Source organism: Planctomyces sp. SH-PL14, assembly GCF_001610835.1.
In the GTDB taxonomy this organism is placed as follows: Bacteria; Planctomycetota; Planctomycetia; order Planctomycetales; family Planctomycetaceae; genus Planctomyces_A.
On the sequence record NZ_CP011270.1, the window covers coordinates 5893482 to 5912966 of the forward strand.

Below are 19485 nucleotides of genomic sequence, written 5' to 3' on the forward strand. Positions count from 1 at the left end.
CACTTCCTTTCGTTCCCGGAGTCGCTCATGACCCCTCCGCCCGCTGTCGTTGTGTCCCCCGCGCCCCGTCGGACGCGGAAAACGCCTGGTTTTACGCTGATTGAGCTGCTGGTCGTCATCGCGATCATCGCCGTGCTGGTGGCGATCCTGCTCCCGGCGGTGCAGCAGGCCCGCGAGGCGGCGCGGCGGTCGCAGTGCCAGAACAACCTCAAGCAGCTGGCGCTGGCGGTCCATAGTTATACCGAGACGTTCGGCGTCCTCCCGCCGGCTTATGTTCATCAGCGGGCGGCGACATCCATTACCGGGGACAATCACGGGCACTGGGCGTGGTCGGCGCTATTGCTCCCTTACGTCGAGCTTTCGGGTCTCTATAACAAATTGAATGTCGGTGGGCAGACGCCGAGTCAGGCGCTGGTCGACAGCCGCGACGAGATGCGGAAGAACTACGGCGTCTTCCGCTGTCCTTCGGACAACGGTCCGGCCTTCCATGACACCGGGACGAGCCTGGGCTACACGATCTCGCTCGTGAGCGGGGCGGGGGACACCGGCCTGTCGGTGACGAACTACGTCGTCTCGAACAACACGAAGAACGTCCGTCAGCGGCGGGCGACGAACGGCAAGGACGGGACGACCGGCGCGACGGGGCCGTTCTGGATGGACAGCAGCTGTGCGCTGCGGGACTTCGTCGACGGGTCGAGCAACACGCTCCTGATCGGCGAGCGGGCCTACAAGTCGAACAGCATCCTCATGAATGCCGGGATGCTGTTCTGCGTCCGGGACTACAACGGGCTGGGGCCGTCGTCGCAAGACATCACGAGCCCGGCGGCGAACCAGGGGCTGATGTCGATTGCCGGGAGCGTCCATGAGGGGATCAACCCGGTGCTGACCGCCGTCGATACGTTCCGCAGCCAGTCGTACAGCAGCCGGCACGTGGGCGGGGTGCACTTTGCGTTCGGGGACGGGCGGGTCGCGTTCCTGAGCGAGAACATCCAGAACAACATGGTGACCAACGGCACCGACAGTGTGCTGGAGGCGCTGGCGGGGATTGAGGACGGCGTGGTCGCTTCGGAGTACTGAGCGCCGCGGGTGTCATGAGCAAGGCGGGCCGGCCTTGGCCGTGGGGGCGGGACTGTTCATCGGAGCGGATGGCGGTCCCGCCGCCCGGCCTTTTCTTTTCGTTTTCCTGGAGGAGTGGCTGATGTTTCGTAGCGGCATGCGCTGGCCGTGCGTGGGAGCGGCTGTGGTTGTGGCGGGGATGGCGGCGGGGTGTGGTTCGGCCGGGCCGGAGATTGTGCCGGTGTCGGGGATCATCAAGCTGGATGGTCAGCCGCTGGATCAGGCGACGATCCTGTTCGTGCCGGAGAAGGGGCGGACCGCGGTCGGCCTGACCGATGCGAGCGGGACGTACCGGTTGCAGTTTACGGAGGACCGGTGGGGGGCGTTGCCGGGGGCGCACAAGGTGATGATCACGACGGAGCGGGCGCAGTCGGGTGGGGAGGGGAGTCCGGTCGTCCCCGGGCGGAAGGAGTTGTTGCCGAAGAAATACCATGCGGCGACGGAGTTGACGGCGGAGGTGGCTGCGGACAAGAAGTCGATCGATTTCGATCTGACATCGAAGTAGTCGGACCGCGTCCTTGCCGGCACAGCGTTGTTAGCTCAATCCCAACGTGCCATGGCGAGCCGGGGTCAAGGGGGTCTCACCCCCTTGCCGCCGGAGGCGCTTCCATGAGGAACCGTGGGACGCCACGGACGTCCCCTTTGTTGTACAGGCGTTGAGGACTTACCGCTCGCCTCGCAAGCGCCGCGGGTTGGTGAGGGGGCATACCGCACGGTGTCCGCGCTTGGACACTCACTCCTTCAGACATCTTTCGACGAGAGGGCCTCCGGCGGGCAAAGGGGCGTTGCCCCTCTGCACTCCCCACCAGGGTGCCCCTGGACCCGGTGAGGTGAGAGTTATCTCTTGCGCCGAGAGATCGACTTCGCCACCGACTCCATCGTCCGCTTCACCGTCGCATCCCCCTCCCTCGCAATCTGCGCCTCCAGCGCCGGCAACGACTTCGACGTCCCCACCCCCCGCAACACATCCGCCGCCGCATACCGCACATCCCGGTCCGGATCACTCAGCCGCGGAATGAGCACCCGCTCACTCGCCTCCTTCTCATCCCCCATCACCATCTTCACCCAAGTCCGCAACGACCGGTTCCCGAGCAACTCACCACACAGATCCAGCGTCTTCTCCCGGTCGATCGCCATCATCGCCTTCAACACCTTCGTCGCCTGGTACTCCGGCACCCGCAACAACAACTCCCCCAACCCCGCGAACTGCTCCGGGCCGGACCACTTCAACAACGCCTCCATCGTCACCCGCTCCGGATCGACCTTCGCCATCGCGAGCAGCTTCTCCGCAACATCGGGGCGGCCCGCATCCCGAGGCGTCTCCTTCAAATACTCCAGGGCCTGACGCCGCACCGCACCATCGGTCGAATCCACGTTCCTGATCGCTTCATCGATCGACTTGGGACGCAGGGCCGCGACCCGGGCATCGTGCGCCGCCTGATCCCCCTGCCGCGGCCGGCGGATGTCGGGCCCGGGCAGACCGAAAGGAGGCGCTCCGGGCGGGGGGATGTAGCCGGGGGGCGGCATGGTCCCCGGCGGAGGCATGAAGCCCGGCGGAGGGACAAACCCGGGCGGCGGCATGGATCCCGGGGGAGGCAGGACGCCGGGAGGAGTGAACGGCGGAGCGCCGGGGGGCGGGGGAACGAACATGTCGCTCTCGGTCGGATCCGGCGCCCCTCGCGCGGCGGGCGGTCCGTTCCCGGGAGCGACGGCCGGGGCGATCCGCGGAGCCTGGCCGTTGTCCACCACCGCGATGGCCGGCTTCGGCTTTCCGACGTTCCCCGCGAGGTAGGCCCCCAGCATCTGGATCGGCATGAGGACGACAAGCGACCCGATCACGGTCCCCAGACCGCCGGCGAGCAGCCAGACCGCCCGCCGGGTGTGCGGCAGCGTCAGGATCGCGTAGCGGATGAAGTAGAACGGGAAGAGGAAGAACAGGCAGAAGCCCGGCTCGTTCTTCCAGACATACCGGAAGGCGGACCACCAGGACATCAGCACCATCCCGCAGCCACCCACAAGGCCAATCAGGAGCGAGATCACCGCCAGCGGGGGATACCAGCCGCCGATGAACGCCATCAGGACCCACAGCACGAGTCCGATCTGGACCGCCGGCCGATCGAGCCAGAGCCGCTCTACGAGCGATGGCTTCGCGAAGATCTCCAGCGGGAGCGCCTCCAGTTCTCCTTCCCCTTCATCGGGGACGACCCAGCCCCGCGGGGCCGCGGCGGGCCGGGTGGGGGGAAGGCCGCAGCGGTGGCCCCAGGCCCGCAGGCTGTTCTCGGGCCCCTGTCGGTACCGCTTCATCACCCGCTGCGTGGGGAAGACGGTGATTCCGTCGGGAAGGTCGAGGTGGACCTTGATCTCCATCTCGGGGTCGTCGGGATCGCCGACCCAGGTGCCGCCGACTTTCATCCGCACGACTTCGCCGGCGTAGGCGCCGATCGCCATGAGCCGGATGCCGAGTTCGCGGGCCAGGAGTCCTTTGGGGCGGGCCTGTCCGCCAGGCGCCTGTTCGTCGAAGAAGCGGTCGAGCTCGGCGAGGCTTTCCGGTGAGAAGTCGATCTTGTAGCCGGCTTTGTGGAGGAAGGCGCCGATCTGGAGCGCGTAGGAGGCCATGAGGTCATCGATCGAAACGGCCATGCCTGCCTCGTGGGGTCAGGGCCGGGCGCGAGCTGGGGAGGATGAGGTTCCGGGTTGTGATCGTGCGGGCGCACGGGGATCGGAACGTTGCCTCAGAACAGTGTCGACGCCGGCCGCAGAAGTGGGGGCATCATGACTTCCGTCGGCGGCGGGCATCAAGCCCGCTGGCTCGAGCGGCGTCCTTGCCGGATCGGCTCGATAGCTCAAACCCAACGTGCGACGGCAGCCGGGGTCAAGGGGCCAAGAAACAACACAGGGCCCCTTGCCGCCGGAGGCGCTTCTGTGAGGAACTGTGGGACACAACGGACGTCCCCTTTGTGGAACAGTTGATTGCCTTCGCCGTGAGTGGGCTCATCCCGCGGGAGCGAGATGGCTACATTGCGGGACGTGATTCCCGCGTCTCATTCTCGGCAGCCGTTCCCAGGGACACGCGATGTCGACCACCGCCGACGAACTCTTCCAGGACGAGCTCACGCGCCGCGGTCTGAAGTTCTCGATCGCCGATGACGGGCAATACGAGATCGCACTCGGCGAAATGGACGCGTCCGTGAGCCTCGCGAACATCCGCCGTGATTTCGAGCGCGACGGAGATCCGGCGGCGATTGCCCGGTTCGTGGAGCAGCTTGTTCGCCGTCAGCAGCCTGCCCGACCGGGCTGGCCTGAAGTCAAACCGCTTCTTCGCTACTCCCTGGAGCCCTCGGACTACGACGTCGATTTCAGCCAGATCCTCCACGAAGGACTCACCGAGAACCTGCTGAAACTCTTTGTGTTTGTCTCGGAGGACGGATCCCGCATCTCATGGATCGGGACGCCCCATCTGACGGAGTGGCAGGTTTCGCGGCAGGAGGTCATGGCGCTGGCCAACGCGAACATGGATCAGCTGGCCGGGGAGACGACGCTGGAGGTCGACGAGATCGACGGCGTGAAGCTCGGGATGCTGTCGGCGGAGGAGACGCCGTTCAAAGCGTCGCTGATTCTGTCTCCGCGATTCCGGGAGATTGTGGAGCCGACGCTGGGCTGGCCCGTGCTGGTTGTCGTACCGGTCCGCGACTTCGTCTATGTCCTCGCCCGACAGAACATCGACTTCCTGGGACGCCTGGGGGGCGTGGCGCTCCGCGAGTACCAGGAGTCGGGACACCCCGTGACACTCGAAGTCCTGGAAGTCAGCGACCAGGGGCTCAAAGCAATCGGCACCTTCGCCGATTCGTAGCCGGTACCCCGCCAGCGGTCCTTCAGTCCTTCAGCTCAAATCGCAGCTCCTCCGCCCCCTCTGCCGAGATCTCCACCGTGAGGCCGGACTTCGTCGGGTCGGCGTACTTGGCCGGGATCAGCGACTTGGGCTGGGGAACGGAGCGGCGGGCCTTCTTCTCATAGACTACGTCGTCCTGCGAGATCTTCATCAGCGTCACGCGATACGCCCCCGGGACGGCACCCGATTCGGGAGGGAACGCCTTGAGGTCGAACTTCCCCTCCGCATCAGTCGTCGCGGCCGCCGCGTACTTGTGGGCGCTCGGCTGGAACACCACGACCGCCTCCGGGACCGGCTCGCCGCGATAGGTGACGACGCCGTGCGCCGGGACCGTCGCCGGCCGGTCGGTCTTCGGGCCGCCGCCGCAGCCGGTCAGCACCACGACCGCCAGCAGCCCCGTGAGAACGGACGTCGTTCGCGGACGCGCATGACGCCGGGACGGGGAGGCCGAAGCGGCGAGGTCTGCGGAAAGACCGGTGCAGGTGGGGCGGGCGAACATGAGCGGGGAGACCTTGGGGGGAGAAGCACCCCGGACGTTGCGCCGGGGCGTTCCTTCAATGCCGGCGGGCGAACTTAGAAGTCCGAGAGGAGCTCTCCGCCGCCCCGCGTGCCGAGGTTCCCCCACACCCCGTACGCGCTCTTGCCGGAGCCGGGCGACGTCAGGTCTACCGTGCAGCTCTGGAAGCCGCTCGTCGGCAGGACCGCCCCCTGGTTGCCGGTGTCGATGTTGTCGCCGATGAACCGGACCGCGCCGTCCGCCATCAGGACCTGGACGCCACCCGCGTGCAGGCTTCCCGCGTTGAAGATCCCGAAGCCGCCGTTGCTCCGCGAGTTCCGCGTGAAGCAGCTCGACGAGTTCGGAGGAACCGACGTCGAGAACGTGGAGTAGATCGAGGCCCCGTCACCCCAGCGGTAGCCCCGCATCGCGTCAGAGTTGTGGGCCCCGCCCGGATAGGTCTTGAGGGCCGCGTTCCACAGCGCGGTGCAGGCGGCCGGGCTGATCGCGTTCGCCGGGAGGAGCGTATTGGCCACGATCCCCGGGCCGTTCGTCGACGTGGGGGCGACGATCTCCGACATCGCGATCGTGTTGCTCGAGCCGTCCGTGACGCTGCTCAGGTTCAGGCACTGCACGTGGGCGAACAGGCCGCGGCTGTCCAGCGGGCGGTTGCAGCCGAAGTCGTTCCCCGCTTCCCCGTCGCCGACGCAGAACACGTAGTTCCGCTTGCCGCGGGTGTTGCCCGCGTTGACCGGGTCCGTCATCCCGGCGTCGCTCGGGCAGGCCATGACGCCGATCTTCTTGGTCCAGGGGGCGTTGTTGCTCCACGGGCGGTTGTTCGCCGGTAGAGCTTCGACTTCCCGGGCCATCCCCCCCTGCTCGATGTACGGGAGCAGCGCGATGAAGCCGGACATCCGGAGCGCCTCTCCGCCGGTGAAGGCAGGGAAGACGTTGGCGACGTCGTGGTAGTTGTGGAGCGCGAGGCCGAACTGCTTGAGGTTGTTCTTGCAGCTCGACTGGCGGGCCGCTTCCCGCGCCTGCTGGACGGCGGGGAGGAGCAGGGCCACGAGGACGGCGATGATCGCGATCACGACCAGCAGCTCGATCAAAGTGAAACCGGATTTCGAACGTCGCGACATGAGATCGAACCTAACCCTCTATCGAGTCGAATACCGGCGAAAGCCCGCCGGTCCTGCCGATGCGCCATTCGCATCAACGGGGCCTGACGTTCCCAGGGCCCGCATCCCGCAGCGGTCCTCCGGCGTCCCAGGTATGTCGCAGAGCGCCCCCCGCCGTTACGCCCGAAAACCCGCTTTTACACAAACTTAACCAGCCAGCGTCCCGCTGGACCGGATGGCCGTGGAACGATGGGTTTGAGCGGATGGATGTCGTGCCGGCGAGGGCGGTTTTCGAGCTGGTGAGAAAGGAATCCGAGCGGTGGGAAGGTTGGAATAAGGCTTGGCTCATGGATGGTGTTGCGCAAAGCGTCGTTGATGATCGCGAAACGGGAGGGCGAAGCTCCTGCTGAGCCGCGCCGGTTCCTGACCGCGTCAACACGGCCTCAGGTCACGACGGACATTCTTCCGGCCATGTCGAGGAGACGTCGTTTGCGTCCACCACCGTTGCGGCTCGGCGGGAGCCTCGCCCTCCCGAGGCCTTTGCACCGACTTCCGAATGCCCGTTTGAAGAGCGGCATTCTCACGCGGGCTGATGTGGGCTAACACTGTGTCGGTGCGACGGAGACTCCACTTGGACACGTTCCTTCAGCGACTCGGGATCGAGCGGCCGATCATTCAGGCTCCCATGGCCGGGGTCTCGACGCCGGAGATGGCGGCCGCGGTGTCGAATGCGGGAGGGCTGGGCTCGATCGGGGTTGGGGCGGTCGATGCCGAGGGGACGCGGCGGATGATCGCCGCTGTTCGATCGAAGACGGACCGGCCGTTCAACGTCAATGTGTTCTGCCATCGGCCGGCGGTCGCGAATGCCGCTCGCGAAGCGGCGTGGCTGGCGCGGCTGGGGCCGGAGTTCGCGCGGTACGGTGCGAAGCCGCCCGCGCGACTGACGGAGATCTATGAGTCGTTTCTGAACGACGACGCCCGGCTGGCGGTGCTGCTCGAGGAGCGTCCCGCGATCGTCAGCCTTCACTTCGGCCTTCCCCCGCGGGAACGCATCGACGCCCTTCGCACGGCGGGGATCATTCTTCTCGCGTCGGCGACGAGTCTCGCCGAAGGACGTGCCGTTGCCGCCGCGGGAGTCGATGCCGTGGTCGCGCAGGGATACGAAGCCGGCGGACATCGCGGCGTGTTCGATCCCGATGCGGCGGACGACTGCCTCGGGACCGTGGCCTTGACCCGGCTGCTGGCGACCCGGCTCGACCTGCCGGTCATCGCGGCGGGAGGGATCATGGACGGAGCGGGGATCGCGGCTTCGCTGATGCTGGGGGCGGTCGCCGCGCAGCTCGGGACGGCGTTCGTCGCCTGTCCGGAGTCGTCGGCGGACGCAGGCTACCGGGCCGCGCTCCTCGGCCCGCCGGCGGAGCGGACCGTCATGACGAGAGTCATCTCGGGCCGTCCCGCCCGCTGTCTGGCCAATCGCTTCACGGCGCTGGAGCAGGAGGGCGTCCGGGATGCGGTCCCGGAGTACCCGATCGCCTACGACGCGGGGAAGGCGCTGCATGCCGCCGCCAAGGCGACCGGCGAGTTCGGCTACGGAGCCCAGTGGGCCGGGCAGGGGGCTCCGCTGGCCCGGGTGATGCCCGCCGGTGAGCTGGTGAGGCAGCTGGGAAGCGAGACCGAGCGGGCGTTGGCGAGCTGTTGAGTGTCCGCGGGCTGCCGATGTGCAATTCAAGATCGTCGGCCGACCGGGTCCAGGGGCGACCCTGGTGGGGGATGCAAGGGGGGCCTGTGTTGTTTTATGGGGCCCTCTTGCCCGCCAGAGGCCTGGCCGTCGAGAGATGTCTGAAGGAGATCGTGTCCAAGTGCGGACAACGTGCCGGATGTCCCAACATCAATCCGCAAGGATCCCGGGGCGAGTGGTGAGTCCTCAACGCCGGTTCCACAAAGCGGACGCCCGTTGTGTCCCACGGTTCCTCATGGAAGTGCCTCCGGCGGCAAGGGGGCGTGGCCCCCTTGACCCCAGGCTGCCGTGGCACGTTGGGTTTGAGCTATCGGAGGCGTGCCGGCGACAGCGGTGTTCGAGCAACGACTTCATCCACGCCCCACGAGCGGCATCTGGGTGGCCATCACCGTCATGAACAGCACGTTCGCATCCAGCGGTAGCCCCGCCATGTAGACGACCGCCCGCGCGACGTGCTCCGGATCCATCCGCGGCTCGACCATCATGGTCCCGTTGGCCTGCGGGACGCCGTTCACCATCCGGGCCGTCATCTCGGTCGCCGCGTTCCCGATGTCGATCTGACCGCAGGCGATGTCGTACTTGCGGCCGTCCAGCGACGTCGACTTCGTCAGCCCCGTGATGGCGTGCTTCGTCGCGGTGTACGGCGCGGAGTTGGGCCGCGGCGCCGTGGCCGAGATCGAGCCGTTGTTGATGATCCGCCCGCCCCGCGGCGTCTGCGACTTCATCAGCCGGAACGCCTCCTGCGTGCACAGGAACGGACCCGTGAGATTGACGTCCACCACCGCCCGCCACTGCTCGAACGTCAGGTCCTCCAGCGGGACCGCCGGCGCGCCGGTGCCGGCATTGTTGAACAGCACATCAAGCCGACCGAAGGCCCCCGCCGTCTGTTCAAAGAGCGATCGGACGGACGCGGGGTCGGTCACGTCCACGGCGACCGGCAGAGCCGTCGTGCCTGCGGGAGCGAGCGCCGCCGTCGCCTGGAGTGTCTCCAGCCGCCGGCCCGCCAGAACGACGCGGTAGCCTTCTCCGAGCAGGGCCAGCGCCACCGCGCGGCCGATCCCGGACCCGGCTCCCGTCACCAGTGCAACTTTCCCTGCGTCGGCCATCACACCTTCCCGTTGTCCGTTGGAACTGTCCCCTGAAACCGGGTGCCGACGACAGTGACGAGCTTCTGCTCCGCGGTCCAGAGAGAGCGCCGCGCCAACGTCGTCGGCCACTGTCGACGGCGGTCAGCGGCGCTCCAGGCCATGCAGCACGCTGCGGACATCCGCGATGTGCAGCAGGAAGTTGCGGAGGTCCTCGTCGCTGTTGAGTTTCCCCGCCGAGAACTGCTCCAGGGCCTCGGATTTGAGGCGGCTCAGCGCCCGTTCCTGTTCCAGCGCGGCGGCCTCGTTCCACGCTCCCTGGGCCGCCTGGTCGAGGCAGGCGAGCTCGATCGCGGTTGCCCGGTCGAGCCAGATCTCGAGGCCGACCGCCTTCCGCCGGACTGACCACCGCCACAGGAGGAAGAGGGCGATGGCCGCCGAGACGAGGAAGCTCCGCAGGTTCTCCGCCGCTTCGATCAGATCGTTGCTCAGGATCGGCTCGTTGCGGTTGAGATAGGAGACCGCGCCGGGATGGAGCGAGAACTCCCGCAGCCGCGCCAGCTCGGCGGCGTCGAGGGCCGGGAGGGCGGCGTTGCGTGCGAAATCCCCCTCGTAGAGGACTGACATCAGCCGTGACACGGCGTCGGTCGAGAGATCGCTGCGGACCACGAGGGCCATCGAGGGCGCGACCGTCGGAATGTCCTCGCGCGGTTCAGCAGGATCGGTCTGGTACATGCAGGCGGGGATCGACTCCGAGCGGACCTGGACGTCGATCCGGGAGTACGCTTCCGCGAACGGCAGCCCCTTCAGTCGATAGCCCCGCTGCTGGACGAGCCACTCCGCCAGCGGCGAGGGGAGGCTGGAGACGGTGAAGAGGAGGTCGGGAAGGTCGCCGGGGTCCGCCTGGCGAAGGTTCTCTTCCGAGCGGCTGTCGTCCTGGAAGTCGCCCGGCGCGAGGCCGGCGAAGTCCAGGAGCCTGAGCCCCAGCCGCCGCGTTCCGCTTCCCAGGGGGCCGAGATGAATCCGTTTCCCCGCGAGCGCTTCCCAGTGTTCGTCGACCAGCTCGGGACGGATGAGAACGTGGATCGGTTCGGGACAGAGGATGGCGATCTGCGAGACGCCGGCGATCCGTTCCATCCCCCCCTGGACGAGGGCGGCGTCGATCTCGCCGCGGCTGACTTTGACGAGGCTTTCCTCGGAGCCTGCCGTGGGAACGAGTTCGAGTTGGAGCCGCGCGGCGCGGGCTTCGTCCCGGAGGACCTCGGCGATGGCGTGACGGCGCTTGAGCGGTTGCCCGGCGCTCAGGCGAACCGGGAGTGTCGGTTCGCGGAGGTTCCGGAGGAGCAGGAAGCCGGAGACGGCCACCATCGCCAGGCACGCCAGCGTGAGCCAGCGGACGGCGAGCGTCCGCTGGATCCGGCCGTCGACCACGGGGGGAAACGGGGACTTGTTCATGAACATCCGCGAGACGGGACAGGGAGAGTTCGGCCTGCCCAATCTATCGCAAACGGAAAAACGGCCGAGCCGGCTCACTCCGTCGTGGCCTGAGCCTTTCTGCGGGCCGGCACGCCATCGTCGCGGTGCCGGACACCCACGCTCCAACGGACGGGTGGTCTCGCCGGCGGCTTAACAGATCGTGAACAATTTCCAGGATCCGCGACCCGTTTCGCCTCTACGCGACATTAAAGACCTGTGGCTCACGTCCGCGCTCCCGGACACCCGAGGCAGCGATCCTTCAAAGGTCTTTGATGAAACCCATCGTCTTCGCCGGTCTGGTCTTCAGCGGACTGGCCCTGGAAGTCGCCTATCGCAACTCCCGCGATGCCCAGGCTCAGACGCCCGATGAGCGGCCGCCCGGCGCCGGTTCGGCCAGCGGCTTTGACCGGCTCCCCCAGGGCGATCGGCGCGGCGGGGGCCGCGGTCGGCAGGCGGATGGCCCCGGCGGTCCCGAAGGTCCCGGTGGACCGGGCGGATTCGGCGGCCCCGGAATGGGGCCTGGCGGACCGGGCGGTCCCGGAGGCTTCGGCGGCGGGACGCGCGAGCTGGTCTCTCAGTTCGATCAGGACGGAAACGGGTGGCTGAACAAGGACGAGCGTCAGGCGGCGCGAAAAACAGCACAGCAGGGGGGCCGCGGCGGACGGGGGGGACCCCGGTTTGGCGGTCGGCCCGACCCGGGCGAGTTCCTCGCCGGTCCGGCTCTTGAGGCGCTCGACACGGACGGGAACGGCAGTGTCGCGGCGGATGAACTCTCTGCCGGAATCGGCAAGCTCTTCCAGCGGGCGGCCGGCGACAGCCGACAGATCACGCCGGCGGAACTCGGGCAGGCTCTCGATGCGATCGTGCCCCGGCCGGACTTCGGCCCGGGCGGGGGCGGGCCGGGAGGTGGAGGTCCGGGAGGATTCGGGCGTCCGCCGGGACCGGATGGTGCGGAAGGACCGCGCGGGCCGGCCGGGGCACCCGGGGAACCGGAGCGACGGGGACGGGGTGACGAGCCGATGGGGGGACGCGGTCCGGGGCGCGGCTTCGGTCCGGGGTTCGCCCTCGCCGGGGCGATCGCGCGGGAGGCGGACCGCAATCAGGACGAGTCTCTGACGCTCGATGAGCTCCAGAAGGCGGGACGGGACCTGTTTCAGAAGGGGGACGCGGATCATGACGGGGAGTGCACCGCCGTGGAGCTGAAGACGGCGATCGGCTCGCTGATGGCCTCCGCTCCCTTCGGCGGTCCCGGCGGCGGCCCTGGGGGTGGACCCGGCGGCCCGGGAGGACGGTCGCGGGAGGCGGGGCGGCCCGGGCCGAAGGTGGAGTCTTCGCAGGTCCGCAATTACGGCGACGAGCCCCTGTTTGCTTCCGACGTGCTGCGGACGCTGTTCCTGACCTTCGAGAACGACGACTGGGAGAAGGAGCTCGAAGACTTTCACGGGACCGACGTCGATGTCCCGGCGACGCTGAAGGTCGATGGCCAGAGCTACTCCAACGTCGGCGTCCACTTCCGCGGGATGTCCTCCTACGGCGGTGTCCCGACGGGATCGAAGCGGTCGCTGAACGTGGCGATCGATCTGGCGGACGGCAAGCAGCGGCTGATGGGGCAGAAGACCCTGAACCTGTTGAACGCCCACGAGGACAGCTCGTTCCTGAGCTCCATTCTCTACTCGCACATCGCCCGCAAGCACATCCCGGCTCCGAAGGCGAACCTCGTCAAGGTGGTCATCAACGGCGAGAGCTGGGGGCTGTACGTGAACGTGCAGCAGTTCAACAAGGACTTCGTGACGGAGAACTTCGGCGGCGACGGCGGCGGGGCGCGGTGGAAGGTGAGCGGCAGCCCCGGCGGCGGAGGGGGGCTCGAGTACCTCGGGGATCACGTCGACGACTACCGGCGGCGGTACGAGATCAAGTCGTCGGACAGCAACAAGTCGTGGAAGAAGCTCATCGAGTTCTGCCGCGTCCTGAACGAGACTCCGGCCGACCAGCTCGAAGCGGCGATCACGCCGCTCCTTGATGTCGAGGGGGCGCTCTGGTTTCTGGCGCTCGACGTGGCGCTCGTCAACAACGACGGCTACTGGGTCCGGGCGAGCGACTACAGCCTGTATCTCGATGGAGCGGGGAAGCTGCACCTCATTCCGCACGACATGAACGAGGCCTTCCATCCCGCGATGATGATGGGGATGGGGGGCCCGGGTGGGCCGGGAATGGGCGGCCCGGGCGGCTTCGGAGGCCCCGGTGGGCCGGGTGGACCGGGTCCTGGCGGTCCCGGATTTGGCGGCCGTGGTTTCGGTCCGGGAGGGGGAGGGGGAGGCCGCGGCGGTAACAACGCCGGCGGAAACGAAGAGGGCCGCGGACGGCGGCCGATGGGTGAAGGGGACGAGCCGCGCGGACCGCGGGGGAATGCCCAGGGAGGCCGCGGGCTCGAACTCGATCCGCTCGTCGCTCTCGACGATCCCCGCAAGCCGATGCGGAGCAAGCTCCTCGCCGTGCCGAAGTTCCGCGAGCGGTACCTCGAGATGGTGCGGACGATCGCCCGGGAGGACATGAACTGGGAGGTGATCGGTCCTGTCGTCGCGCAGTACCGGGCGCTGATGTCCGCCGACGTTCAGGCCGATACCCGGAAGCTCAGTTCCTTCGAGGCGTTCGAGGCGGCGGTCGCGTCCCGCCCCTCCGGCGGTGCGGCGCCGACCGAAGGTCGCGGCCGGGAGATCAGCCTGCAGTCGTTCTTCGAAGGCCGCCGGGCGTTCCTGCTCCGCTGAGTGCGGGCCGTCCGTTGAAGGATCGCCTCGCCCGTCGTTTGTCCTGTCTCCGTTCTCCCCCGTCCGCGGCTGCGGACACCGTATGATGAGCGCCGTCCGACTCCGGCTCGGCGGCGCCTGCCGAGGAGTCCTGCCTTGCCCGAGTGGCTTTATCCCATGGTGGAAGCTCCGCATCTTCCGATGAGTGCCCTCCTAGCGCGGCTGATCTTTGCCATCGTCGGCGGGACGCTGGTGGCGGGGATCTATCAGCGGACCCGTCGTGCCAGCAGCATCGCGCCGACCTTTCCCGCGACGCTCGTCCTGCTGTCGGTGCTGATCGCCGTGGTGACGCAGGTGATCGGAGACAATGTGGCGCGGGCCTTCAGTCTGGTGGGGGCGCTTTCGATCGTCCGTTTCCGGACGGTGGTTCAGGACACGAAGGACACGGCCTTCGTGATCTTTGCGGTGGTGGTGGGGATGTCGATCGGGGCGAACCAGCCGGTGGTTGCGGCCGGGGGGATCGTGGCGGTGGGGCTGACGGCGTGGCTGTTCCGGGACCGCCCGGCGCAGGCGTTGTCGATTGACCGTCAGATCGTGCTGGAGGTGAAGCTGGGGTGGGTCGATGATGTCGAGGTGGTGGTCCGGAGTGCTGTTGCGGCGCACATCCTCGATATTGAGCCGCTGGCGTTGTCGACGTTGAAGAACGGGGCGGGGTTGGAGGCGCGGTTCCGGATGCGGTTGTTGCCTTCGGTGCGGCTGACGGAGCTGGTAGCGGATCTGAACCGGATCAACGGTGTGCAGAGCGTGGAGTTGCGGACGGAATGAACCGGGTCCAGGGGCACCCTGGTCAGCGAGTGCCGAGGGGAGAATCCCCTTTGCCCGCCGGAGGCTTTGGCCCGTCGAGAGATGTCTGAAGAGCCCGTGTCCCAGCGCGGACACCGTGCCGTATGCCCCCTCACAACACGCTGGGAGTCCAGCGCGAGCGAGGGGTTCTCAACGCCGGTTCCACAAAGGGTGTGTCCGTCGTTTACCACGGTTCCTCATGGAAGCGCCTCCGGCGGCAAGGGGTGCCCCCTTGACCCCGGCTGCCGTAGCACGTTGGGTTTGAGCAAGCACAGCCGTGCCGGCGAGGACGGTGGTTGAACGGTCGGTTCCGCCTACACTACAGCCTGACCTGAATATCAACCGTTGCCCCCGCGCTCCGCATCGGACGTCCGCTTCAACCACCAGCGTGCCATGCAGCCCCAACCCGCCTCGCGGCGTTCCTTCCTCAAAACCTCCCTCGCCCTCGCGGCGTCCGCCTCCGCCCTCTCGCACGGCGAACAACTCCTTGCCGCCGACGGCGACGCCCCCCTCATCGCCTACATCGGCACCTTCAGCTCCCCTTTGAGCGACGTCCTCCCGACACAGGTGGACCTCCCCCCCGGCAACGGCCGCGGCATCCACATCTTCCGCGTCGATCGCCAGACCGGAGCGATGACTCCCGCCGGCGTCCATGAACTGGGGACGAGCCCGAGCTGCCTGGCACTCAACAAGGCCGGAACGCGGCTCTATTCCGCGAATGAGACCGACCGAGTTGGCGAGACGAAGGAAGGGACCGTCAGCGCCTTCTCGATCGACCGCAAGACCGGCCAGCTCACGCTGCTCAACACCGTCCGCTCCGGCGGCGCGGGACCGACCTACGTCAGCCTCCATCCGAGCGGCCGGTTCCTGCTTGTGGCGAACTACTTCGGCGGATCGGTCGCGGTCCTGCCGGTCCAGACCGACGGCCGGCTCGGCGAGCCGACCGACGTCCAGAACGACGCCGGGCCGATCGGCCCGGCCCGCGCCAAGAACGCCCCTCCGGGAAGTTTTGCGTTCAGCGGACATGACCGGACGCACGCCCACATGATCCAGGCCGATCCGTCGGGGAAGTTCGTCCTGCACGTCGATCTCGGGCTCGACCGGATCTATGTCTGGAAGTTCGACGACCAGAACGGAAAACTCGTCGCCAATGACCCCGCCTGGGTGGAGCTGCCACCCGGGGACGGGCCGCGGCACTTCCACTTCCATCCCAACGGACGGTGGTTCTATTCGATCCAGGAAGAGGGCTCGACGATCGTCCTCTTCGACTACGACGCGAAGGCGGGGCGGCTCACCGCGCGGCAGACGGTCTCGACGCTTCCGACGGGGTTCGGGGGGAGTAACTTCTGCTCGGAGCTCCTGGTTTCCGAGGATGGGAAGTTCGTCTACGCCGGGAACCGGCTGCACGACAGCATCGGGATCTTTGCGATCGGAGCGGACGGGACGCTGACGCACGTGGCGGACGAATGGACGCGGGGGAACTATCCGCGGAGCTTCACCTTCGATCCGACGGGGCGGTTCCTGTATTGCGGGAACCAGCGGGGGGATAACGTGGCGGTCTTCGCCGTCGATCGCGCGACCGGCCTGCTGAAGTTCACCGGGCAGTACGTGCCGGTGGGGAACCCGTCGCACATCGTGTTCTTGGAGGGGGACTCGCGATAGAGGGGAGTGATCGCGCCTCCGGCCGGCAGGAGGCTGGCCCCTGCACCCCCGCCAGGGCCAGCCCTGGACCCGACAGGAGAGACTGTCCGCCGCGTCGTTCGAGTCACTCTCGACACATCCTCGACGAGAACTGTCATTCGCGAACGGGCAATCCGGAGAAGTTCGGGCCATGAGATCGGTCTTTGCCTTCCTGCGGGACGTGACGGAGGAGCAGGTCGCCGAGGAACTGGAGCGGCTCTATCCGTGGCCCGACCGGCCAGTCGGGCGGAAGAAGGATTCCTGGGGCCTTCTGGAAGAGGAGCAGTGCTATCTGTGGATCTACTTCGCTGACAACTTTGACCGCGAGTTTGACCCGGAGGAATGGGCTCAACTCGTTCATCAGCTTGGAGCGGAACCCACCGTCGTCGTCATGGCGGACGTGACCAGCCGTCATCCCGGCCATCGGCAAGTCCTGGGGTTCCTGACAAGCCTCCTCCAGGCATTCACCGGGGCGGCCATGGACGACTACACGCTTCACCTGTGGTCGCTGGAGGAGCTGCAAAGCGGCCATTACGTCGAAGGTCACCCGTTCTTCGACTCTCGAGGGTGGTCGGCTGAGATAGACAGCCGATTGGACGACCCGCGTTGAGAACGCCCCGTCTGTTTACGTTCTCCAGGGATTTTATTTGATCGCCTGCTAATGATCGAAGACCATGTAAAACTTCGGTCGTCTGTCCGTTCACTTCCTGACGACGACTGCCGCCGCTTCCTCAGTGCTCGGAGAAGGCCATGCTCAGAGCCGTGATTCTTGGTGCCGTCCTCGGGCCTCTGGCCTCCGAGGCACTGGTCTCCGCTGGTCCCCCCAAGGCAACGAATGCCACCCGGGCGACCGTTTCCGCAAATCCCGGAACGATCGCCGGGGAGACCGTCACCATCGCGCTCGAAAAAGAGCTGGCGGGCGATAACGCCGCGCGCCTGTCTCTGTTGCGCGAACGCCTGTCTGGATCGCCGGACGATGCGGCGGCCCACTGGCACCTGGGTGAGGTCCAGGTCGGAGAAGAATGGGTTCCCTACGAGCGGGTTGCCGATCACGGCAACCGCTGGCGGGAGCTGTACCGGTATCGGGAGGAGCGGTCCAGAAAGGGAGCGACCGTCGACGATCAGCTCTTCCTGGCGGACGGCGCCCGTGCTCACCACCTGTTCGATGAAGAACGGGCGCACCTCTCCCAGGTCGTCGCGCTCAACGCATTTCATCAGGAGGCGAACGAGCGGCTCGGAAACGTTCTGGTCAATTCCCAATGGATCTCGCGCGAATCCGTTGAGCGCTCAATGAGCGCGCAGTCGCGATGGAATCGAACGCTGGCGACGTACGGCCCGGAGGCGGCGCGACGCGTCCAGGCGTGGCGAAAGCTGTCGGAGAAGAAGTTTGCGCAGATCGCCGATCCCTTTGCGGACTGGGGCGACCCCGAGCGGCTGTTCGCGCTGGAGCAGGCGGTCGGTGACTCGGGGGACGTGGTTCACCGGGCGTACCTGAAATGGCTCGGCACGCTCGACTGCTACGAAGCCACGATCGCCATTGCCCGCCAGGCTATTTTTTCGGAGGAGGCCGAGGTCCGCCTGGAGGCGATGCACGCGCTGAAGAGCCGCTCTCCGGAGGACTACCTGCAGCAGCTCGTCGGCAGCATCCGGAAGTATCAGGCCGCGGAGACCAAGGGGCCGTCGTCTTCCCAGGGCGGGCACACCGCCGCGTTTCAATGGGAAGACATGGATACGGTCTGGAGCGCGCATTTGACACTGCGTCAGCCCGTACAGGTCATCGATTTCCTGCCCGCCCGCAGACGAGGTCGGAGAGGCGTCACAAGGGTGGTGATGCCCCAGAACAACTACCTTGAGTCCAGGCTGGCGCTGGCGGTGGACTTCTGTCGTCTGGAGGCGGAGCATCTGGCGGCGACGGCCGAGTTCCGGAACAGCCGCGTCTTCCGCACGCTCTCTGTCGCCTTCGACCGAACGATTGACGAGCCGCAGGAGGCCTGGGACCTGTGGCGGGAGGTTGCCGACACCGGTCTGATGCGGCAGCGGCTCTCGTGGAACTATGAGGAGGGATGGTATGTGGACCAGCGGCAGCGGATTCGACGCGGCCCCGCGACGCCCGTGGTTTATTCGAGGGTCACGATCGGCGCTGGATCGTGCCTCGTGGCGGGCACGCCGATCGTCACGGAAACCGGGCCGCAGGCCGTGGAGTCGATCATGCCGGGAGACCGGGTTCTGACTCAGGATCCCGAGACCGGGGAGCTGGTCTTTCAACCCGTGCTGGCCCGGACGCAGCGGGAGAAGGCGAAGCTGTTCCGTCTCAAGACGGCGGACAATGAGATCACCTGTTCCCAGGGGCATCCGTTCTGGGTCAACGGACTGGGCTGGGTCCAGGCCCGAGCCCTCGAGGTCGGGATGCCGCTCCACACCGTCCTGGGCTCGACGGAGGTGACGTCGATCGAGTCCGCGGGCGAGGGGACTGTTCACAACCTGGTCGTGGCGGACGCGCACACCTACTTCATCGGGAAGACGAACGCTTACCTGAGCCATGACGTGACGCGCCGTCAGCCGACCAATGCGCTGATCCCCGGGCTTCAGCCGACCTGGCAGTCGCCAGACTCGGAGGAGGAGCGTCCGATCACGGCGCGTTGAACGCGACGCGGAGCCGCATCACGCCTTGGGCCACATCGCTCCAAAGAGGCTGGCGACGATGACGGCGTAGAGGACCGACTCGACGATGTGTCCGACGATCCGGCAGCGGAACCAGATGGCGTGCTGGACGAGGGCGGCCAGGAACGTCATGAGCGAGGCGGTCGAGACGAATCGGAAGACCGTCAGGAAGTCGGCGCCCGCGGGGATCGCCAGCCGCGCGAGGTAGGCGAGGCCGATGCAGACCACAAAGAAGTAGAGGAGCGTGAGGGCGAGGTTCCGGCCCATCGTCATGCCGGGGAAGAGCGTCAGGACCCCCATGGGTCCCCGCTGCATCTTGGTCATGTATTCCTCGCTCTGCTTCGTCCCGGGGTCCATGCCGGGGACCATGTAGTTGCCGGGCTGGGCTCCGACTTGCCTTAGGGCGTCGAGGACCGGGTCTTCGTCCGGGAGCTTCTTCCAGTCCTGTGCGTGGAGGCCGAGGACCATCCAGGAGAGGAAGCTGGTGAAGAACAGGGCGACGGTCGCGAGGACGATCGGGAGAAACAGCGGCTGGATCAGCATGGTGGTGTCCTCTGGAAGCCCGGACGAGAAGGTGGCGGAGGGCGTGACGACCGCGATGCCCGTCAGGCTAGTTCGAGGGGGAACCCGCGGGAAGCG

Annotated in this window: 15 protein-coding genes; 9 read left to right on the forward strand and 6 right to left on the reverse strand. The window is 67.2% G+C overall.

Annotated features, from left to right (window positions below; translation table 11 throughout):
- Positions 1-27 precede the first annotated feature (27 nt).
- Both VT03_RS22675 and VT03_RS22680 read left to right on the forward strand, forming a co-directional pair.
- Complete coding sequence (locus VT03_RS22675) at positions 28-1077, forward strand: DUF1559 domain-containing protein (RefSeq protein WP_075095114.1); 1050 nt, start codon at positions 28-30, stop codon at positions 1075-1077.
- A gap of 121 nt (positions 1078-1198) precedes the next feature.
- A complete protein-coding gene (locus tag VT03_RS22680; RefSeq protein ID WP_075097240.1) occupies positions 1199-1621 on the forward strand; it encodes a hypothetical protein in 423 nt (140 codons plus the stop codon).
- A 332-nt stretch (positions 1622-1953) separates the two neighbouring features.
- On the opposite strand, the gene VT03_RS33735 is transcribed toward VT03_RS22680, so the two are convergent.
- Positions 1954-3756 carry a HEAT repeat domain-containing protein gene (locus VT03_RS33735; protein WP_075095115.1) on the reverse strand — a complete coding sequence of 601 codons (1803 nt, stop codon included), beginning with the start codon at positions 3754-3756 and terminating at the stop codon, positions 1954-1956.
- Positions 3757-4189: 433 nt separating this feature from the next.
- Between VT03_RS33735 and VT03_RS22690 the strand changes: the two genes are divergently transcribed.
- A complete protein-coding gene (locus tag VT03_RS22690) occupies positions 4190-4966 on the forward strand; it encodes a hypothetical protein (protein ID WP_075095116.1) in 777 nt (258 codons plus the stop codon).
- A 22-nt stretch (positions 4967-4988) separates the two neighbouring features.
- On the opposite strand, the gene VT03_RS22695 is transcribed toward VT03_RS22690, so the two are convergent.
- Positions 4989-5504 (reverse strand): hypothetical protein, encoded by a 516-nt coding sequence (locus VT03_RS22695; protein ID WP_082846445.1) that lies wholly within the window; start codon positions 5502-5504, stop codon positions 4989-4991.
- 74 nt (positions 5505-5578) lie between these two features.
- Positions 5579-6640 (reverse strand): DUF1559 domain-containing protein, encoded by a 1062-nt coding sequence (locus VT03_RS22700; RefSeq protein ID WP_075095117.1) that lies wholly within the window; start codon positions 6638-6640, stop codon positions 5579-5581.
- 610 nt (positions 6641-7250) lie between these two features.
- Here VT03_RS22700 and VT03_RS22705 point away from each other — a divergent pair.
- Positions 7251-8318 (forward strand): NAD(P)H-dependent flavin oxidoreductase, encoded by a 1068-nt coding sequence (locus VT03_RS22705; RefSeq protein ID WP_075095118.1) that lies wholly within the window; start codon positions 7251-7253, stop codon positions 8316-8318.
- 389 nt (positions 8319-8707) lie between these two features.
- Here VT03_RS22705 and VT03_RS22710 read toward each other — a convergent pair whose 3' ends face one another.
- Together VT03_RS22710 and VT03_RS22715 are read right to left on the reverse strand one after the other, a co-directional pair.
- Positions 8708-9463, reverse strand: coding sequence for an SDR family oxidoreductase (locus VT03_RS22710; RefSeq protein WP_075095119.1), 756 nt, complete (start codon positions 9461-9463; stop codon positions 8708-8710).
- A 123-nt stretch (positions 9464-9586) separates the two neighbouring features.
- Entirely contained in the window at positions 9587-10897 is a 1311-nt protein-coding gene (locus VT03_RS22715) for a TAXI family TRAP transporter solute-binding subunit (RefSeq protein WP_197489054.1), read from the reverse strand.
- Positions 10898-11190: 293 nt separating this feature from the next.
- Between VT03_RS22715 and VT03_RS22720 the strand changes: the two genes are divergently transcribed.
- From VT03_RS22720 to VT03_RS22740, 5 genes are all read left to right on the forward strand, one after another.
- A complete protein-coding gene (locus VT03_RS22720) occupies positions 11191-13683 on the forward strand; it encodes a CotH kinase family protein (protein ID WP_075095121.1) in 2493 nt (830 codons plus the stop codon).
- A 135-nt stretch (positions 13684-13818) separates the two neighbouring features.
- On the forward strand, positions 13819-14487 hold the full coding sequence (locus VT03_RS22725; RefSeq protein ID WP_156514697.1) for a DUF4956 domain-containing protein: 669 nt from the start codon (positions 13819-13821) through the stop codon (positions 14485-14487).
- A 411-nt stretch (positions 14488-14898) separates the two neighbouring features.
- A complete protein-coding gene (locus VT03_RS22730) occupies positions 14899-16167 on the forward strand; it encodes a lactonase family protein (protein WP_075097242.1) in 1269 nt (422 codons plus the stop codon).
- Positions 16168-16336: 169 nt separating this feature from the next.
- Entirely contained in the window at positions 16337-16795 is a 459-nt protein-coding gene (locus VT03_RS22735) for a hypothetical protein (RefSeq protein WP_075095123.1), read from the forward strand.
- A 140-nt stretch (positions 16796-16935) separates the two neighbouring features.
- On the forward strand, positions 16936-18828 hold the full coding sequence (locus tag VT03_RS22740; RefSeq protein ID WP_075095124.1) for a polymorphic toxin-type HINT domain-containing protein: 1893 nt from the start codon (positions 16936-16938) through the stop codon (positions 18826-18828).
- An 18-nt stretch (positions 18829-18846) separates the two neighbouring features.
- On the opposite strand, the gene VT03_RS22745 is transcribed toward VT03_RS22740, so the two are convergent.
- Positions 18847-19389, reverse strand: a complete 543-nt coding sequence (locus tag VT03_RS22745) for a hypothetical protein (RefSeq protein ID WP_075095125.1) — start codon at positions 19387-19389, stop codon at positions 18847-18849.
- Positions 19390-19485 lie beyond the last annotated feature (96 nt).